Here is a 16,036-nt window from a genome sequence, read left to right on the forward strand (position 1 = left end):
CCCAACAAGGTCAATAATTAACATTAGTTAGGTCCTTTCACGTCTTCCTATGCAAATAGTCTGCCAAAATCCGTTGTATTTAATTTAATTGTCATTTAATTCGTTTCAGACGTTTATTTATTTTGTTAAAATCAATGAAAATCGTAATTTTGCCCTGCAAATAGGAAACCCCATTATTATTTGCTATGCAATTAGATCCACAAAAATTCGTACAAGAAGGCCTCACATATGACGACGTCTTATTAATTCCAGCTTATTCTGAAATTCTGCCAAGAGACGTTGATACGAGTACCTATCTGACAAAAAAAATCAAATTAAATATCCCTTTGGTGTCCGCAGCAATGGACACAGTAACCGGTGCTGATTTAGCGATCGCTATCGCTCAAGCAGGGGGTATCGGGATGTTACATAAGAATATGAGCATTGTTGAACAGGCTGCTGAAGTTCGGAAAGTCAAGCGCTCGGAGAGTGGAATGATCCAAGATCCGGTGACTTTGTTAGAAACAGCAACTGTAGGTGATGCTTTCCAAATCATGCGTGAACATAAGATCGGTGGTATTCCAGTGATAAACCTGGAAAACAAACTTGTGGGCATCGTGACCAATAGAGATCTTCGTTTCCAAAAAGATATGGCTCGTCCTATCAGTGAATTAATGACTAAAACAAATCTAGTAGTTGCTCCTGAAGGTACAGATTTAATCAAAGCGGAAGAGATCCTTCAAAACCATAAGATCGAAAAATTACCAGTGGTAGATGCCAATGGTTCGTTGAAAGGTCTAATTACTTTCAAAGACATTCAAAAATATAAGCATTATCCAAATGCAGCTAAAGATGAACATGGTCGTTTATTGGTTGGTGCAGCAGTAGGTGTAACCCACGATACGATCGAACGTGTTGATGCTTTAGTAAAAGCAGGCGTTGATGTAATCACGATTGATACAGCACACGGACATAGCTTGGGTGTAGTCAACAAATTAAAAGAAGTAAAAGCACAATATCCAGATCTTCAGGTTATTGTTGGAAATATTGCTACAGGTGATGCAGCTAAAATGTTAGCTGATGCAGGTGCAGATGCAGTTAAAGTTGGTATCGGTCCTGGTTCTATCTGTACCACCCGTATTATTGCTGGTGTAGGTGTTCCTCAATTATATGCTGTTTATGAAGTCGCGAAAGCATTGAAAGGTACTGGTGTACCGCTTATCGCTGATGGTGGTATCAAACAAACCGGTGATATTGCCAAAGCAATCGCTGCTGGTGCACACACCATTATGGCAGGTTCTTTATTTGCAGGTGTCGAGGAAGCTCCAGGTGAAACCATTCTTTTAGAAGGAAGAAAATTCAAGTCGTACCGTGGCATGGGCTCTGTGGAAGCGATGGAAAAAGGATCGAAAGACCGTTATTTCCAAGACGTAGAGGACGATATCAAAAAATTAGTTCCAGAAGGAATCGTAGGACGTGTGCCATATAAAGGAACATTAGCAGAGGTGGTTTACCAATACATTGGTGGATTACGTGCTTCCATGGGCTACTGTGGAGCAGCAACTATTGAAAAATTACAAGAAGCAAAATTCGTTCGTATTACAGGTGCAGGTCTTCGTGAATCTCACCCGCATAATATTCAAATTACGAAAGAAGCTCCTAACTATAACAGTAGAGGCTAATAAGCACTATCTGGGGTATTGGCAGGCTGAATATTACTTATTCAGCCTGCTTTTTTTTTAACCTATCCCTTGTGGGGTTTTCATGTGTCATTTAATCCGATATTTTTCTTTTTAACTCATTTTTAGTAGATTAGATGTCTATTTAAGTATTTTTTAATCACATTTTATCAAACAGTAAGAATTATGGGAAAAGGAGATAAAAAAACACGCAAAGGAAAAATTATCATGGGCTCTTATGGTAAAAAGAGGCCTAGAAACCCTTTTAAAGGGAAATCCAATACCAAACCTAAAGAAGAAAAATAGACTATGTCTTATTTATTAATCGGATAGGATAGCATTTCTATCCATCTTAGAAAATCTAAAGGATTTGAATCAACAATTTTTATAAAGCAAATCCTTTAGATTTTATTTTTACTTCATAACCCAATATTTTTACAGAAATTCTCTTACACTCACTTTGACTTCTATTTTCCAAAAGATGTTTCCCAAAAACCCGAAGGAGAACATCTTGGTTTCTGTCAAAACAGAAATAATACATTGAAATAATTATAGATATTATCTATGCAATAATTCTAAACTGTCTAAGAAGTATTCTATATTTTAGCCGAAATTCACGGTTTTAAAGAGATTTTGTTTTCGAAGTATCAATAAAATTTATGGTTTTAACATAAAGTAAGAGCCCGTGGTCTTACGAAAATATGCCTTTTTGGGATATTAGTATTCAGCTAACTGTACAAAACAATAAACAGCTATATATGAACAAACTTATTAATCTAAATGCTTTTAAAGATTTTTTTCAATCGAGCAATGCGGGTGGTATCATGCTATTCCTATGTGTTATCTTGTCGATGATCATAGCGAATTCGCCTTTAGCGCCTGCATTACAAAACTTATTGGACGTACAATTAGGATTTGAAAATGAATCCGTACATCTACGTTATCCCGTATTGTTGTGGATTAATGATGGATTAATGGCCGTGTTCTTTCTGTTAGTTGGATTGGAAATCAAAAGGGAGGTGGTGGAAGGAGAATTATCCTCACCTAAGAAGGCTTCTTTACCTATTTTATGTGCTATTGGTGGTGCGGTAGTTCCTGCATTAATTTACCTATCCTTTAACGCTGGTGCAGAAACCGCTAGTGGTTGGGGAATCCCAATGGCTACGGATATTGCATTTGCCTTAGCAGTCATCAATTTATTAGGAAATAGAATACCGAGTAGCTTAAAGATTTTTTTAGCCGCATTGGCTATTGTAGATGACTTGATCGCTATTTTAGTTATCGCCTTTTTCTATTCTTCTGGTATTGAAATGTTCTACCTGATGTATGCCGGTATTGGAATGGTAGCTTTGATTATCATGAACCGTATGAACATCTTGAATCCTTACCTATATTTAATTCCAGGTGTTTTTGTGTGGTACTTTGTGCACCATTCTGGTATTCATGCAACTATAGCAGGGGTATTGGTTGCTATGTGTATCCCAACAAACGATACCGATGTAGAATCTCCATTGGAGCGCTTAGAGCATGCACTAACCAAGCCTGTCAATCTTTTGATTATTCCAATCTTTGCGTTCGCCAATACGAATATAACCTTGGAAAAAGAGATGTTAAGCGGATTAACAAACTCCTTAGGATTAGGAATTAGCTTAGGATTATTATTAGGAAAACCAGTAGGTATCCTTTTAACTTCCTTCATCTGTACCAAGCTAAAGCTAAGTAGTTTGCCGGAAGGAAGTACTTGGAGACATATTATTGGGGTTGGTTTACTGGCCGGAATTGGTTTTACCATGTCTATTTTCATCGCTATTTTATCGTTCGGAGATCCATTGCATGTGTCCGAAGCGAAACTATCCATCTTGATTACCTCTTTATTGGCAGGTGTTATCGGATACTTCTCTTTAAAATCCAATAAAGTATATGAATAGTGGTCCTAGGAGAGTAAACTATATACTCTTCGCGTAGTTATGAGTTATAAGTAACTATACATTATAACTAGTTTTATCTATCAGCGCAGCAATCTCCTATTTCATATCTTACATCTATTTCTAATATTTAATAGCAAAGGGTTAAGTAAATCAGACTTAACCCTTTATTTTTGCTCTTTATTCCTTCTTGTAGAAACCTTTCAACTTGATTTTTGAAATTTTACTTAATCTAAAATAGCCAATCAATTCAGATGTCAATCAATTTTAGATCTTTCCATCCAATACTGACCATATTTTATCCTGATCTAATCCACCATTGTAAATTACTTTTCCCTCTTGGTCTAAAATGAAAACATGGGGGACTCCATCAACACCATAAGCTTTGCTCACAGAACCATCCTTGTCCCATACGATATCATATTCCGGTTTTTGTGTTTTGATAAAAGAATGCAAATCTGATTGGCTATCCTGGGAATTGATACCTAAAATTGCTACGTTCTTTCCAGCTAGTTTTTCTTGTAAAGTATTCAGTTTCTTCACACCTTCAACGCAGTAACCACAATTTTTAATATAAAACTCCAGGATAAGGTATTTTCCTTTATACTCCTCTAAAGATCTGCTACCATTCTGATTTGCTAAGTTCATGCTCCAAGCAGGAGCCTCTTGGTTTAATGCCAATTGAGCCAATGAGATTTTCTTATATGGTTTAAAGCCGCTATAAGTGGAAGTGAACCAGCTCGTTTCATGAGGTCGTTTACCCTTCAAGGATAGATATTCGATTTTCGTTTTGACAAAGTCTTTAGAACCTACGCGTTGACTGATTAGCTCTAAGGGTAATAAGGTTTTTTGGTCCAAATATACAATCAATAGGTTTTCAGCCTTTAATTTCATGGGATTTAATACCCCCGTTTTGCTCAGGAAATTTTGCCCTATATTTAGCTCAACTTTATATACTTTTTTTCCATTTAAAGTCTCTTGACTAATCTTTTTACCGATATCCTTATTGCTCTTGAAGCTGCTTAATCCCAATCTCCAAGTAACATAGGATATATTGAATGTCGTGTTGGAATATATATCCTCCTCTTTAGGATGTTTTGTCACCTGAATCGTACTGTCTGCCAAATCCAAAAAGAAATTTTCGGAACCATTATAGATAAATCGACTGTTTTTGCCCTCACCCTGATATAGAATATACCTGTAGTCTCTTTTGTCGGGAAAAGATAAATAGAGTTGATTCGAAATCGTATCATACATTTCTTCAGATTCATAATGCAAATACAAGGTGGATTTAATGTGGAGCTCAGATTGCTTATTCATAGCATTTTCCGCCTGATCTAAAATTCGCTGTACATCCTGGGCTTGACTTGCTGTACAAAAACAAATGCAAAAGCTTATTAGTAGAATTAATTTGATTTTAATGGATTGGCGAATCATAATAAAGGTGTTTGATAGATCCAAATTACTGAATAAACTATTTTGATTGCCTTAAAATTTGTTAAATGTGACGAACGTGCTGTTTTTTCTGGAATTAGGGTTCAATTCTATTCGGGTATACTTAGGTATAAGTTAAATATTGACAGGATTTGGCTTCGAGACTCTTAAGTAATTTATACGGATTTGATAGGGATCTTGTTCGGATCTCGTTCGGTCGGAACCGAACGAGATCCGAAGGAGTTCCGAACAAGTTCCGAAGGAGTTCCGTAAGAGTGGCGAATAAAACCCTTGAGAGAGACCGCTTCGCTATTGGATATGAGATATGAGATCGCTTCGCTGTTAGATGTGAAATCGCTATTTTTTATTGTGAATATTTAGTCCTATTGGAGTAATATGACTTACGACTCAGAGCGAAGCGAAGAGTCTTGGCCCTGCGGGCAGTATCTAGTAGATAGTATTGAGTAATTAGACCTATGAGCGGTTAAAAGTAATGCAACTTTCAACTCAGAGCGAAGCGAAGAGTCTTGGCCCTGCGGACAGTATCTAGTAGATAGTATTGAGTAATTAGACCTATGAGCGGTTAAAAATAATGCAACTTCCAACTCAGAGCAAAGCGAAGAGTCTCACTCCCTATCCACTTGAGGTCTCGTCATTGAGAGGCTTGCCGAACAAACTTCATACTATTAAAGGTATTTTAATTCGTGCTATATGCGGGCGATGCATGCATCGCCCCTACAAACAATCGTGATTTTATTAATCCAAACCTCCATAACCGTAGGGTCGAAGCATGCTTCGACCGTTAATACGTTCATGAATCTAACCCGCTCATAGGTCTATCTACTAAATACTTTTTACTATATACTGCCCGAAGGGCCAAGACATTCCGCTGCGCTCAGTGCTGCCCCTACGCTGTGCGGCTATTAAAGTGATATTGTCGAACTTTCTAGATAGCACGTTAGGTATGGGCGGTACGGAGGGACTTCGATGGGAAGGGGATTTATACCCCGATGAGAACGAACGGAATGTCCGCCCGTTTAATTTAATTTGAGACAACAGACGACACGCAACAGAAAAAAAAGAAGATAGGAATTAGGGAAAAATTAAAAAACAGGAGCAATTGATAAAATGCCATATGCCCATAATCATAAATATTGGGATTTTAATATTAATGAAATTTTACCCTATTTCCCTTAAATACTAATCTGCTTTGATGATTTGAAAGCTTTCTGAATGAAATTTAGCTTGAAGCCAGGCTTTAAGTTTATTCAGATCATCAATGCTTATCTCGGTTTTACCTTGATAGGTTAAGGTGTTTTGATAGAAACTGCTGTCTGGTCTGATAATCACCAATTGCTTTCCGATGGAATATGGAGCTAATTTTGGGAAAAGGATATTGATTTCTTTCAATAATTCCTTGTCATCAAAGTTATAGGACTGTAGTTCTTTTCGTAAATTTTGGATAATGACATCTTTCTCCGATACGTTCTTCGATTGTTGGTTGATTTCTGCAAGGATATCCTTTTTGAGGTCAGTGCTATCTTGTCTGATTTTTAAGGTTGTACCTTGTAAGCCGTAATTTTCCAGTTTACCATTTAATTCTTGTAACTCGTTAGGGGAGAATCGTTTGTCAAGGAATGCCAATTCAATCATCTTTGGACGGTTGTTGAAATAGGTCTTTTCGTAGATTAGGGTATAGCCCTTGTTATTGAATTCGGTTTGAATAAATTCATTGACCTGTTGACTGTATTTCTTTTCTTGAAGAAGGGCATAGGCCAAGTAAAAGCTTGGAATTAAGATCACAATGATCAAGGTACTAATGATTCGGGTTATTTTCTTTTCTTTCTGATCGTCCACAAATTTGACCTTAGGGTATTTGAGTAATTTGACGATTAAGAAAGTGGAAATGCAGATAAAGAAACAGTTGATGATGTACAAATATAAGGCGCCGCCAAAATAACTGAAGTTTCCGATGGCTAATCCGTAACCTGCTGTACAAAGTGGAGGCATTAATGCTGTAGCAATGGCTACTCCGGGTATTGGATTGCCTTTTTCCACCCTGGTCAATGCTATTACGCCCGCCAAGCCACCAAAGAAGGCGATGAGGACATCATAGATGTTAGGAGCGGTACGAGCAAGCAATTCTGACTGCGCTTCCTTAAAAGGGCTTAAAAGGAAGTATAAAAAGGAAACGAACAAACTCACAACAGTTGCAATCCCTAAGTTTTTTATGGATTTCTTTAAAAGGTTGAAGTCATAGGTTCCTAAAGCAAAACCAGCACCGATAATAGGGCCCATAAGTGGTGAAATGAGCATGGCTCCAATGATGACAGCTGTAGAATTGACATTTAAGCCAACTGAAGCAACAACAATAGCACAGGCAAGAATCCAGACATTTGCGCCTCGAAAGGATATGCTGGATGTCACATTCTCCAATACTTTATCTTTTGCTTCTTCTCCGAAATGAAGGTTTAGGAAACGCGTAATCGTGTTCATGCAGTTCAGTGTGAATTTTCTGCAAAAGTAACAACTATTGTGAAAAATCGTTTGCTGAATTACCTAAGCTTAGACAAATAACTACATCGCTATTTGTGTTAGAGCACAGGTTTTCAGCTATTGTTGCCTGAATTGCAGGGGAGTAAGGCCTAAGATGCTCTTGAAATTTTTATGAAAGCTCACGAAGTTATTAAATCCACTATCATAGCAAATTTCTTTGAGAGTCATTTTACTGTTTCGGAGTTGGGTACAGGCATGAGAAACACGAAGTTCGGTTATGAATTGCACGGGAGTTTTACCAGTTTTCTGTTTAAAATAGCGACAAAAGGAATTTTCGGTTAATCCTGCTAAGCTGGCTAAATCAACCAATTTAATTGGTTGTTTGTAGTTTTCCCGGATATAATCCATCAGGTTGTTCATCCGATGTTGGTCTTCTGATTGATGCAACATCGCATAATTTTCAGAGGTCAACATTTCTTTTGGGGAATCCTGAATGCATTCCAAAAGCTTGAATAGACTAATGAGCTTATCTAAATTGCTGGCATTTAAAACTTGCTCAAAGTGGTTTTTGATGAGTTTTCTATTGGTTTTGTTTATATAGTATCCACGGTCACCTTGATCGATTAATAGCTTTAATGCATGTAATTCAGGCATAGCGAGCAGATTCTCAATTCCTAAATTCTTCTTGAAGTGTAAGACAATGCAGTTAATGGATTCCATTTCTTCAGCCTGGTCTTGGAAAGTGTCAAAAAGCCAATAATGAGGGGTTTGTGAGGGTATTAATACTGTTTCACCAGGCTGAATAGCCTTTATCCGATCACCAATAAACAGTGTTCCTGAACCATCTACGATATGCACAAACTCCAATTCCTCATGATAATGCCAAACCTGATGGTGCTTTGGTGCATAATCCCTGCGCACCTGAAAACTCTGGTGGTATTGTTTGGGTAAATCAAGTTGTTTGATGATCATAGCTGTCCAATTTATTCATTTTTTACTAATTATGTGCCATGCAGATGATAAAATTGTTTATAAATAGGGTAAATTTCATTATAGATTTATCCCAAGGAATACCGTATTTAGGATATCCAATATAAATCTATCCATGAGTAAAAAGAGTTATACGTTCGCCATTGTTTTGATTACATCCCTGTTTTTCTTTTGGGGATTTATCCATAACCTGGATCCAATATTGATTGCACACTTGAGAAGTGCGTTTAGTCTCAGTCATTTACAGGCATCTTTGATTGATTCAGCTGTATTTGTTGCCTATTTTGTGATGGCAATCCCTGCGGGATTGATCTTGAAAAAATATGGCTATAAAACGGGGATTTTAATAGGTCTATTATTATTTGCGATTGGCTGTTTCTTGTTTGTTCCAGCAGCAAATACCATGAGCTACCTGTTTTTCTTGTCTTCCTTGTTTATTTTGGCCTGTGGTATTACCATCTTGGAGACAGCGGCCAATCCTTACATGACAGTTTTGGGAGATCCAGCAAAAGCCACTCAACGTTTGAATTTCGCACAATCTTTCAATGGATTGGCTTCGTTTGTAGCTCCATATGTTGGGGGATATGTTATTTTGGCTAATCCGCCCTTGTCACATGAGGAGGTTGCAGCATTGGAAGAGAGTCAAAGGATAGCTTATATTCAAGCGGAAACAGCCTTAGTGAAAGGTCCGTATATTGTTTTGGGCTGTATCATTTTATTGGCTGCCTTATTGTTTTTATTGATCAAGTTGCCGGAGGTAAAGGAAGAAGGGGCAGCAAAAAGTGGATTTTTACATGCTTTTAAGCGTAAAAACGTTTCTTGGGCGGTGTTTGCACAGTTCTTTTATGTAGGGGCGCAAGTAAGCGTGTTAAGTTTTATCATCGTTTTTGCGACCGAAGTGGCAGGCATTAAAGCATTCGATGCTAAGGATTATGCGGCAATAGCGGGTCTATTGTTTATGATTGGACGATTTGTAGGAACATTTCTTATGCGCTACATCTTACCTTCTAAGTTACTGTTTATTTATGGGGCTATTTCTGCAGTCTTAACACTTGCGGTTATATTTAGCTCAGGCATGATGGCATTATACTTTTTAGTTGCTATTGCCTTCTTTATGTCCATCATGTTCCCAACAATCTTTGCTTTAGGCGTGGAAGATACCGGTGCAGATACGAAATCTGCTTCCAGCTTAATCATTATGTCCATTGTAGGAGGGGCTGTGTTGCCACCATTATTCGGCTATATATCCGATAGTACAGGGCATATGCAATATGGATACTTTGTGGTATTTGTTTGTTTCTTAGTGGTGATGCTTTTTGCTGTAAAAAATAAATCGAAAGCCGTAGAAACTGCTGCATCTTAAATAGAAAATAAATAATATGAAAAAACGCTATGCACTAGCTTTGGATTTGGTAGATGATCCAATTTTAATAGCCGAATATGAGCAATACCATCAAGCCGTATGGCCTGAGATTAGAGAGTCTATCTGTACTGCTGGTATTGATAATATGGAAATATATCGATTTGCTAATCGGTTGTTTATGATAATGGAAGTTAATGAAACCTTTAGTTTTGAAAAGAAAGGAGAGATGGATGCTGCCAATGCTAAAGTGCAGGAATGGGAGCAACTGATGTGGAAATATCAACAAGCCATTCCAGGAGCAAATCCTGGAGAGAAATGGGTGATAATGGATAAGATTTTTGAATTATAATACTATATGAATAAGAAGAACTTGGCGTATTTACAGATACACCCAAAGGATAATGTTTTGGTGGCTTTGCGCGATTTACCGGAGTTCAGTCAGGTTGAATATGCTGGAGAAACGATAGTACTAAAGCAGACTGTAAAGGCTAAACATAAATTTACGATTACTCCAATGTCTCAGGATTCGGAGGTGTTTATGTATGGAGTTCTAGTGGGTAAGTTGAATTATGACTTAGACGCTGGAGTACTTATCAATACAGAGAATCTTCGTCATGCTGCCGAAGATTTTAAATTGGGTGAACGGAAGTTAGCTTGGACAAAACCTAATGTACAAGCCTTTGAAGGAAGGACATTTAATGGCTTTCATCGCAGCAATGGCCAAGTAGGAACCGCTAATTATTGGTTGGTCATCCCGTTGGTTTTTTGTGAGAATAGAAACGTATTAACATTGAAGGCTGCTTTGGAAGAGAAGTTGGGTTATCAAGTTCAAGCGAAAGATTACTCAAATGAAGTAGATGCTTTGATTTCCAAGTATAAGTCTGGTGCATCGGTAGATGAATTGCTGGGTTTAGATTTACAGGCAAATCCTTCGGGTCTAGGTAAAAACCGATTGTTTCCGCAAGTTGATGGGGTGAAATTCTTAAACCATGATATGGGGTGTGGAGGCACAAGAATGGATTCTGATGCGCTTTGTGGGTTATTGGCTGGATATATTACCCATCCCAATGTGGCTGGTGCTACCGTATTGAGTTTGGGTTGTCAGCATGCACAAGCATCAATATTACGTGCTGAGATTTCAAAACGTGATCCACAGTTTGATAAGCCATTATATATTTTTGAGCAACAGTTGGAAGGTACAGAGCAGGATTTAATGCAGAAGGCTTTAAAATCGACTTTTGTTGGTTTGGCACAAGCCAATGAGATGAAGCGAACACCTGCTGGATTGGACAAATTGGTCATCGGTCTGGAATGCGGTGGTTCAGATGGTTTCTCGGGCATATCAGCAAATCCTACTCTAGGCTACTTGTCTGATATGTTGGTAAGTTTGGGAGGTTCTGTAATACTTGCTGAATTTCCGGAATTATGCGGTGTAGAACAAGAATTGAGTGATCGTTGTGAAACTTCAGAAATGGCGACTTATTTTATGCAATTGATGAAGACCTACAATGCCAAAGCTGAAGCTGATGGTTCAGGTTTCTATATGAACCCTTCACCAGGAAATATTCGTGATGGCTTAATTACCGATGCAATAAAATCTGCTGGAGCAGCTAAAAAGGGAGGTACTTCACCAGTAACTGCTGTAGTGGATTATCCAGGTTTGGCAAATGGGCCTGGTTTGAATTTACTTTGTACACCGGGTAATGATGTGGAAAGTACAACCGCTGAGGTTGCTGCTGGAGCCAATGTGGTCTTGTTTACAACAGGACTAGGCACACCTACAGGGAATCCGATAGCACCGGTAATCAAGATTTCTTCGAATACGAAGATTTATGAGAAAATGCCGGATATTATTGATATCAATTGTGGGACGATCATTGATGGTGAGGAGCAAATCGAAGAAGCGGCGCACCGTGTATTGGAGTACGTGATTGAGGTGGCAAGTGGAGAACGATCGGCTAAAGCCGTTTTGTTGGGTCAAGACGATTTTATTCCTTGGAGAAGAGGAGTTTCACTTTAATTAATAAAAAGTAAATAATAATAAATCAATATATTATGTTGAAGTTGGGAGCAAAGGTTGCTTTAATAACAGGAGGAGGAAGTGGAATTGGAAGAGCCATTTCAGAATTATTTGCTGCTGAAGGCGCACAAGTTCATATCTTGGATTTGAATCCAGCTGGAGCAGCTGAAACAAAGGCTGCTATCGAGTCTGCTGGAGGGCAATGTGAGGTGCATATTTGCAATGTTGCTGTTCAGGAAGAGGTGTTGACCGTGGTTGCAAAGATCGGAAGGGTAGACATATTGGTGAATAATGCGGGAATAGCCCACGTGGGAAACCTAGAGAACTGTTCTGTTGAGGATTTTGATAGAGTATTCCAAGTGAATGTGAAAGGGGCTTATAACGCCTTATTTGCGGTCGTTCCAGTGATGAAGACCAACGGTGGAGGCGCGATTCTTAATTTGGCTTCTATCGCTGCGGTAGTAGGGATAACCGACCGATTTGCCTATTCCATGAGCAAAGGTGCAATCTATGCTATGAATTTATCCGTAGCAAGAGACTATATGGCGGATAATATCCGTTGTAATTCTATCTCTCCGGCACGCGTGCATACCCCATTTGTGGATGGTTTCATCAATAAAAATTACCCAGGCAAAGAAGCGGAAATGTTTGAAAAACTATCTAAATCACAGCCTATCGGCCGCATGGGTAAACCGGAGGAAATAGCAAAATTGGCCTTATTCCTCTGTTCAGATGATGCCGCCTTTATCACTGGAAATGATTATCCTATTGATGGAGGATTTATTAAGTTGAATAATTGAAATGAGTAGTTAGTATTTAGTAGTTAGTATTTAGACCTAGGGTCGATAAGCAAAAGGTCTAATAATCTATTTCAAGGCTGAAAACCTTTGGATCATACATCTAACTACTAAATACTTTCTACTAAATACTATAAAAGCAATGAAATTAATACGTTTTGGGGAACCGGGTCAGGAAAAGATTGGGGTTCAGATTGAAGGAAAGAATTATGATGTTTCTGCATTTGGTGGAGACTATGATGAGCAGTTTTTTGCGGAGAATGGATTGGCTCGTTTGGAGCAGTTTGTGAAGGCGAATGATGGTGAATTAATTGAGGTGCCTGCTGGTACTCGATTAGGTGCTCCATTTGCTAGACCATCTAAGATTGTGTGTATTGGATTAAATTATAAAGACCATGCTGAGGAGACTGGTGCTGCAATTCCTGCAGAACCTATCATCTTTATGAAGTCCACAACGGCATTGGTTGGTCCGAATGATCAAGTAATGATTCCAAGGAATTCCGTGAAGACCGATTGGGAAGTGGAATTTGGTATAGTCATTGGCAAAAGAGCTAGTTATGTAAATGAATCTGATGCGTTGAATTATGTAGCAGGTTATGTTTTGCATAACGATGTTTCAGAACGAGAGTTTCAAATTGAGCGTGGTGGAACTTGGGATAAAGGCAAGGGTTGTGATACATTTGCTCCTATGGGACCTGTCATGACGACTGCCGATGAGGTGCCAGACATCAATAATGTGGCGCTTTGGTTAAAGGTAAATGGAAAGGTTTTTCAAAATGGTAATACCTCGAATTTGATATTTTCGGTTCCTTTTATCGTATCTTATGTTTCTCAATTTATGACTTTGTTGCCAGGGGATGTTATTTCTACGGGTACACCTGCAGGAGTAGGTTTAGGCTTTAATCCGCCGATTTATTTGAAACCTGGAGATGTTATTGAATTGGGAGCAGACCACTTAGGTGAACAACGCCAGGAGGTTATCGCGTATTCCGCTACTTAAAAGAGAATTTAAAATGAAAATAGACGCACATCAACATTTTTGGCTTTATGATCCTGTAAGGGATGCTTGGATATCTGAAGAGATGCAGGCTATTCGGAGGAACTTTCTTCCTAATGATATTGGGCAGATCTTAAAGGATAATGGATTTGATGGATGTGTCGCTGTTCAAGCCGATCAAAGTCCACAGGAAACAGCCTTCCTATTGGAATTGGCTCAGGTGTATGCTTTGATAAAAGGTATTGTAGGTTGGGTTGACTTATTTGCATCAGATATTGATGAACAATTGGCTGCTTATAAACAACATCCCAAAGTAAAGGGCTTCCGCCATATTGTAGAAGGAGAAGGAAATCCTGATTTTCTACATCAGGATGGATTTTTACGCGGCATGGAAGCATTGACGAAGCATAGTTATACTTATGATTTATTGATTCGACCTAGGCATTATGCAAGTACCTTGAAATGTGTTGCTGCGAATCCTCAACAAGCATTTATGTTGGATCACATTGCTAAGCCTCCCATCAAGACGCAAGAGTTTACTGAATGGGCAGATTTTATCGGTGAATTGGCCAATTTTTCAAATGTACATTGTAAAATATCTGGATTAGCAACCGAGGCTGATTGGAAGCATTGGAAGTTAGATGATTTCAGTATTTATATTGAGCATGTCATTCAATGCTTTGGTAAGGATCGGGTATTATTTGGATCAGATTGGCCTGTGTGTTTATTGGCCGGCACCTATGAGGACAGTATTCGCATTGTGGAAGATAAGTTAGCTGATTTCAATCAGGATGAGTTGAATGGCTTTTGGGGTGATAATGCAGTTAAGTTTTATGGATTAACATAATTGACATGAATTTAGAATTACAAGATAAGGTGATCATCGTTACGGGTGGGGCAAAGGGAATAGGGAAGGGAATTGTGATGACTCTTGCACAAGAAGGCGCTATACCGGTAATTGTCGGTAGAAAATCTGTAGATAACGATAAAGTTAAGGCTGAAGTTGAAGCTGGAGGTGGAAAAGCCTTAGCTGTACAAGCCGAGTTGGCTAATCCGGAGGATTGCAAACGTGCAGTAGAAGAAACCCTAGCTGCCTTTGGCCGTATAGATGGTCTGGTTAATAACGCAGGCCTAAATGATGGGGTGAGTTTGGAGAAGGGGACTTATGAAGGATTTGTTCAATCGCTGCATAATAGCTTAATTCATTATTTCTTAATGGCGCATCATGCCTTGCCAGCTTTGAAAGAGTCTAAGGGAAGTATATTAAATATCAGCTCGAAGACTGCAGAGACGGGACAAGGTGGTACTTCTGGCTATGCTGCTGCAAATGGAGGTAGAAACGCTTTGACAAGAGAATGGGCAGTGGAATTACTTCCTTCAGAAATACGCGTAAATGCGATTATTGTAGCCGAAAGTATGACGCCACAATATGAAAGTTGGATTCAGACCCTAGATAAACCTGCTGAAACCTTGAAGAAGATAACTGATCGTATTCCTCTTCAAAATAGAATGACCACCGTGGAAGAGATTGCTAATATGGCTGTTTTCTTATTGTCGAATAGATCTAGTCACACCACAGGTCAATTGATACATGTGGATGGTGGCTATGTGCATCTTGATCGAGCATTAATTAAAGAGTAAAATTTCAGTTAAAAGAATTGTTGGAGCTCCTATTGAAAGATAGGAGTTTTCTTTTTGGATTTGGATTGAATTGCTAGTTAGACTAAGCTCTGCTTAATAATAAACCCAACCAGACTGCTGCGATTCCAAGAAAAATGCTAAGAGCGATATAGAATAGGGCCAAGCCAATTTGATTGTTATTAATAAGATTAAGGTTTTCAGAGGCAAAAGCTGAAAAGGTTGTGTAGCCTCCACAGAAGCCAGTTATTGAAAGTAATTTCCACTCATTTTGTAATACTTGAGTTTTTGAAAAATAACCAATCAGCACACCGATCAATAAACATCCTATGACGTTTATGGTGAAAGTTGCGAGTGGGAAATGACCATTATTATATTTCTGGACAAATTGGGAGCTTAGATAGCGTAAAATACTGCCTGCGGCACCGCCCAATCCCACCATGATGATTTCTTTCATAGATATAATATGATTTACAACAGCTCTAATTTAGGAATATCTTTGTTAAAGCCGTCTCAAGAGGTAAAACAATTGCCTTTTCAGAAAGATTTGGTTAATAAATTATTGGCTTATGATTAAGGAAATTTACTGATATTGTCCATTTTTAAAACATAAATGATTCCTTAAAAGGTTTTTTCTTGTTTTTTGAGTAAAAAAATGCACTTCTTACTTATTTATTTGCGAATAGGATAAAAAAAACATTAGATTTGTTACACATGA

Annotated in this window: 14 protein-coding genes; 10 read left to right on the forward strand and 4 right to left on the reverse strand. The window is 38.4% G+C overall.

What is annotated here, in order from left to right; translation table 11 throughout:
• The first annotated feature begins 185 nt into the window (after positions 1-185).
• From guaB to nhaA, 3 genes are all read left to right on the forward strand, one after another.
• A complete protein-coding gene (guaB, locus tag ABD676_RS07000) occupies positions 186-1,661 on the forward strand; it encodes an IMP dehydrogenase (protein ID WP_344673881.1) in 1,476 nt (491 codons plus the stop codon).
• A 183-nt stretch (positions 1,662-1,844) separates the two neighbouring features.
• A complete protein-coding gene (locus ABD676_RS07005) occupies positions 1,845-1,964 on the forward strand; it encodes a 30S ribosomal protein THX (RefSeq protein ID WP_344673882.1) in 120 nt (39 codons plus the stop codon).
• Positions 1,965-2,416: 452 nt separating this feature from the next.
• Positions 2,417-3,586: a Na+/H+ antiporter NhaA gene (gene nhaA / locus ABD676_RS07010; protein ID WP_344673883.1), complete on the forward strand. Its 1,170-nt coding sequence runs from the start codon at positions 2,417-2,419 to the stop codon at positions 3,584-3,586.
• A 264-nt stretch (positions 3,587-3,850) separates the two neighbouring features.
• Here the strand turns inward: nhaA and ABD676_RS07015 are convergent, their stop codons facing one another.
• The 3 genes from ABD676_RS07015 to ABD676_RS07025 form a co-directional block, all read right to left on the reverse strand.
• Complete coding sequence (locus ABD676_RS07015; RefSeq protein WP_344673884.1) at positions 3,851-4,903, reverse strand: peroxiredoxin family protein; 1,053 nt, start codon at positions 4,901-4,903, stop codon at positions 3,851-3,853.
• A 1,314-nt stretch (positions 4,904-6,217) separates the two neighbouring features.
• On the reverse strand, positions 6,218-7,513 hold the full coding sequence (locus ABD676_RS07020) for a DUF389 domain-containing protein (protein ID WP_344673885.1): 1,296 nt from the start codon (positions 7,511-7,513) through the stop codon (positions 6,218-6,220).
• Between the two features lie 117 nt (positions 7,514-7,630).
• Complete coding sequence (locus ABD676_RS07025) at positions 7,631-8,485, reverse strand: helix-turn-helix domain-containing protein (RefSeq protein WP_344673886.1); 855 nt, start codon at positions 8,483-8,485, stop codon at positions 7,631-7,633.
• A 133-nt stretch (positions 8,486-8,618) separates the two neighbouring features.
• On the opposite strand from ABD676_RS07025, the gene fucP reads away from it, so the two are divergent.
• The 7 genes from fucP to ABD676_RS07060 all read left to right on the forward strand — a co-directional run bounded on the left by fucP (position 8,619) and on the right by ABD676_RS07060 (position 15,321).
• Positions 8,619-9,866 carry an L-fucose:H+ symporter permease gene (fucP, locus tag ABD676_RS07030; protein ID WP_344673887.1) on the forward strand — a complete coding sequence of 416 codons (1,248 nt, stop codon included), beginning with the start codon at positions 8,619-8,621 and terminating at the stop codon, positions 9,864-9,866.
• Between the two features lie 16 nt (positions 9,867-9,882).
• Entirely contained in the window at positions 9,883-10,215 is a 333-nt protein-coding gene (locus ABD676_RS07035) for an L-rhamnose mutarotase (protein ID WP_344673888.1), read from the forward strand.
• 6 nt (positions 10,216-10,221) lie between these two features.
• The gene (locus ABD676_RS07040) at positions 10,222-11,886 is read left to right on the forward strand and encodes a UxaA family hydrolase (RefSeq protein WP_344673889.1); all 1,665 of its coding nucleotides are present in this window, start codon (positions 10,222-10,224) and stop codon (positions 11,884-11,886) included.
• A 35-nt stretch (positions 11,887-11,921) separates the two neighbouring features.
• Positions 11,922-12,686, forward strand: coding sequence for an SDR family NAD(P)-dependent oxidoreductase (locus tag ABD676_RS07045; protein WP_344673890.1), 765 nt, complete (start codon positions 11,922-11,924; stop codon positions 12,684-12,686).
• Positions 12,687-12,825: 139 nt separating this feature from the next.
• On the forward strand, positions 12,826-13,683 hold the full coding sequence (locus ABD676_RS07050) for a fumarylacetoacetate hydrolase family protein (protein ID WP_344673891.1): 858 nt from the start codon (positions 12,826-12,828) through the stop codon (positions 13,681-13,683).
• A 13-nt stretch (positions 13,684-13,696) separates the two neighbouring features.
• Positions 13,697-14,527 carry an amidohydrolase family protein gene (locus tag ABD676_RS07055; RefSeq protein ID WP_344673892.1) on the forward strand — a complete coding sequence of 277 codons (831 nt, stop codon included), beginning with the start codon at positions 13,697-13,699 and terminating at the stop codon, positions 14,525-14,527.
• A gap of 5 nt (positions 14,528-14,532) precedes the next feature.
• A complete protein-coding gene (locus ABD676_RS07060; protein WP_344673893.1) occupies positions 14,533-15,321 on the forward strand; it encodes an L-fucose dehydrogenase in 789 nt (262 codons plus the stop codon).
• 82 nt (positions 15,322-15,403) lie between these two features.
• Here ABD676_RS07060 and crcB read toward each other — a convergent pair whose 3' ends face one another.
• A complete protein-coding gene (gene crcB / locus ABD676_RS07065) occupies positions 15,404-15,775 on the reverse strand; it encodes a fluoride efflux transporter CrcB (protein ID WP_344673894.1) in 372 nt (123 codons plus the stop codon).
• Between the last annotated feature and the right edge of the window lie 261 nt (positions 15,776-16,036).

The organism is Sphingobacterium kyonggiense, assembly GCF_039536825.1.
GTDB lineage: Bacteria > Bacteroidota > Bacteroidia > Sphingobacteriales > Sphingobacteriaceae > Sphingobacterium > Sphingobacterium kyonggiense.

Excerpts from the sequence above, each read along its gene's own strand:
- ABD676_RS07040 (WP_344673889.1), top strand. The coding sequence starts at position 10,222 with ATGAATAAGAAGAACTTGGCGTATTTACAGATACACCCAAAGGATAAT.
- ABD676_RS07025 (WP_344673886.1), bottom strand. The coding sequence starts at position 8,485 with ATGATCATCAAACAACTTGATTTACCCAAACAATACCACCAGAGTTTT.
- ABD676_RS07060 (WP_344673893.1), top strand. The coding sequence starts at position 14,533 with ATGAATTTAGAATTACAAGATAAGGTGATCATCGTTACGGGTGGGGCA.
- nhaA (WP_344673883.1), top strand. The coding sequence starts at position 2,417 with ATGAACAAACTTATTAATCTAAATGCTTTTAAAGATTTTTTTCAATCG.
- crcB (WP_344673894.1), bottom strand. The coding sequence starts at position 15,775 with ATGAAAGAAATCATCATGGTGGGATTGGGCGGTGCCGCAGGCAGTATT.
- fucP (WP_344673887.1), top strand. The coding sequence starts at position 8,619 with ATGAGTAAAAAGAGTTATACGTTCGCCATTGTTTTGATTACATCCCTG.
- guaB (WP_344673881.1), top strand. The coding sequence starts at position 186 with ATGCAATTAGATCCACAAAAATTCGTACAAGAAGGCCTCACATATGAC.
- ABD676_RS07055 (WP_344673892.1), top strand. The coding sequence starts at position 13,697 with ATGAAAATAGACGCACATCAACATTTTTGGCTTTATGATCCTGTAAGG.
- ABD676_RS07050 (WP_344673891.1), top strand. The coding sequence starts at position 12,826 with ATGAAATTAATACGTTTTGGGGAACCGGGTCAGGAAAAGATTGGGGTT.
- ABD676_RS07035 (WP_344673888.1), top strand. The coding sequence starts at position 9,883 with ATGAAAAAACGCTATGCACTAGCTTTGGATTTGGTAGATGATCCAATT.
- ABD676_RS07005 (WP_344673882.1), top strand. The coding sequence starts at position 1,845 with ATGGGAAAAGGAGATAAAAAAACACGCAAAGGAAAAATTATCATGGGC.
- ABD676_RS07020 (WP_344673885.1), bottom strand. The coding sequence starts at position 7,513 with ATGAACACGATTACGCGTTTCCTAAACCTTCATTTCGGAGAAGAAGCA.
- ABD676_RS07045 (WP_344673890.1), top strand. The coding sequence starts at position 11,922 with ATGTTGAAGTTGGGAGCAAAGGTTGCTTTAATAACAGGAGGAGGAAGT.
- ABD676_RS07015 (WP_344673884.1), bottom strand. The coding sequence starts at position 4,903 with ATGAATAAGCAATCTGAGCTCCACATTAAATCCACCTTGTATTTGCAT.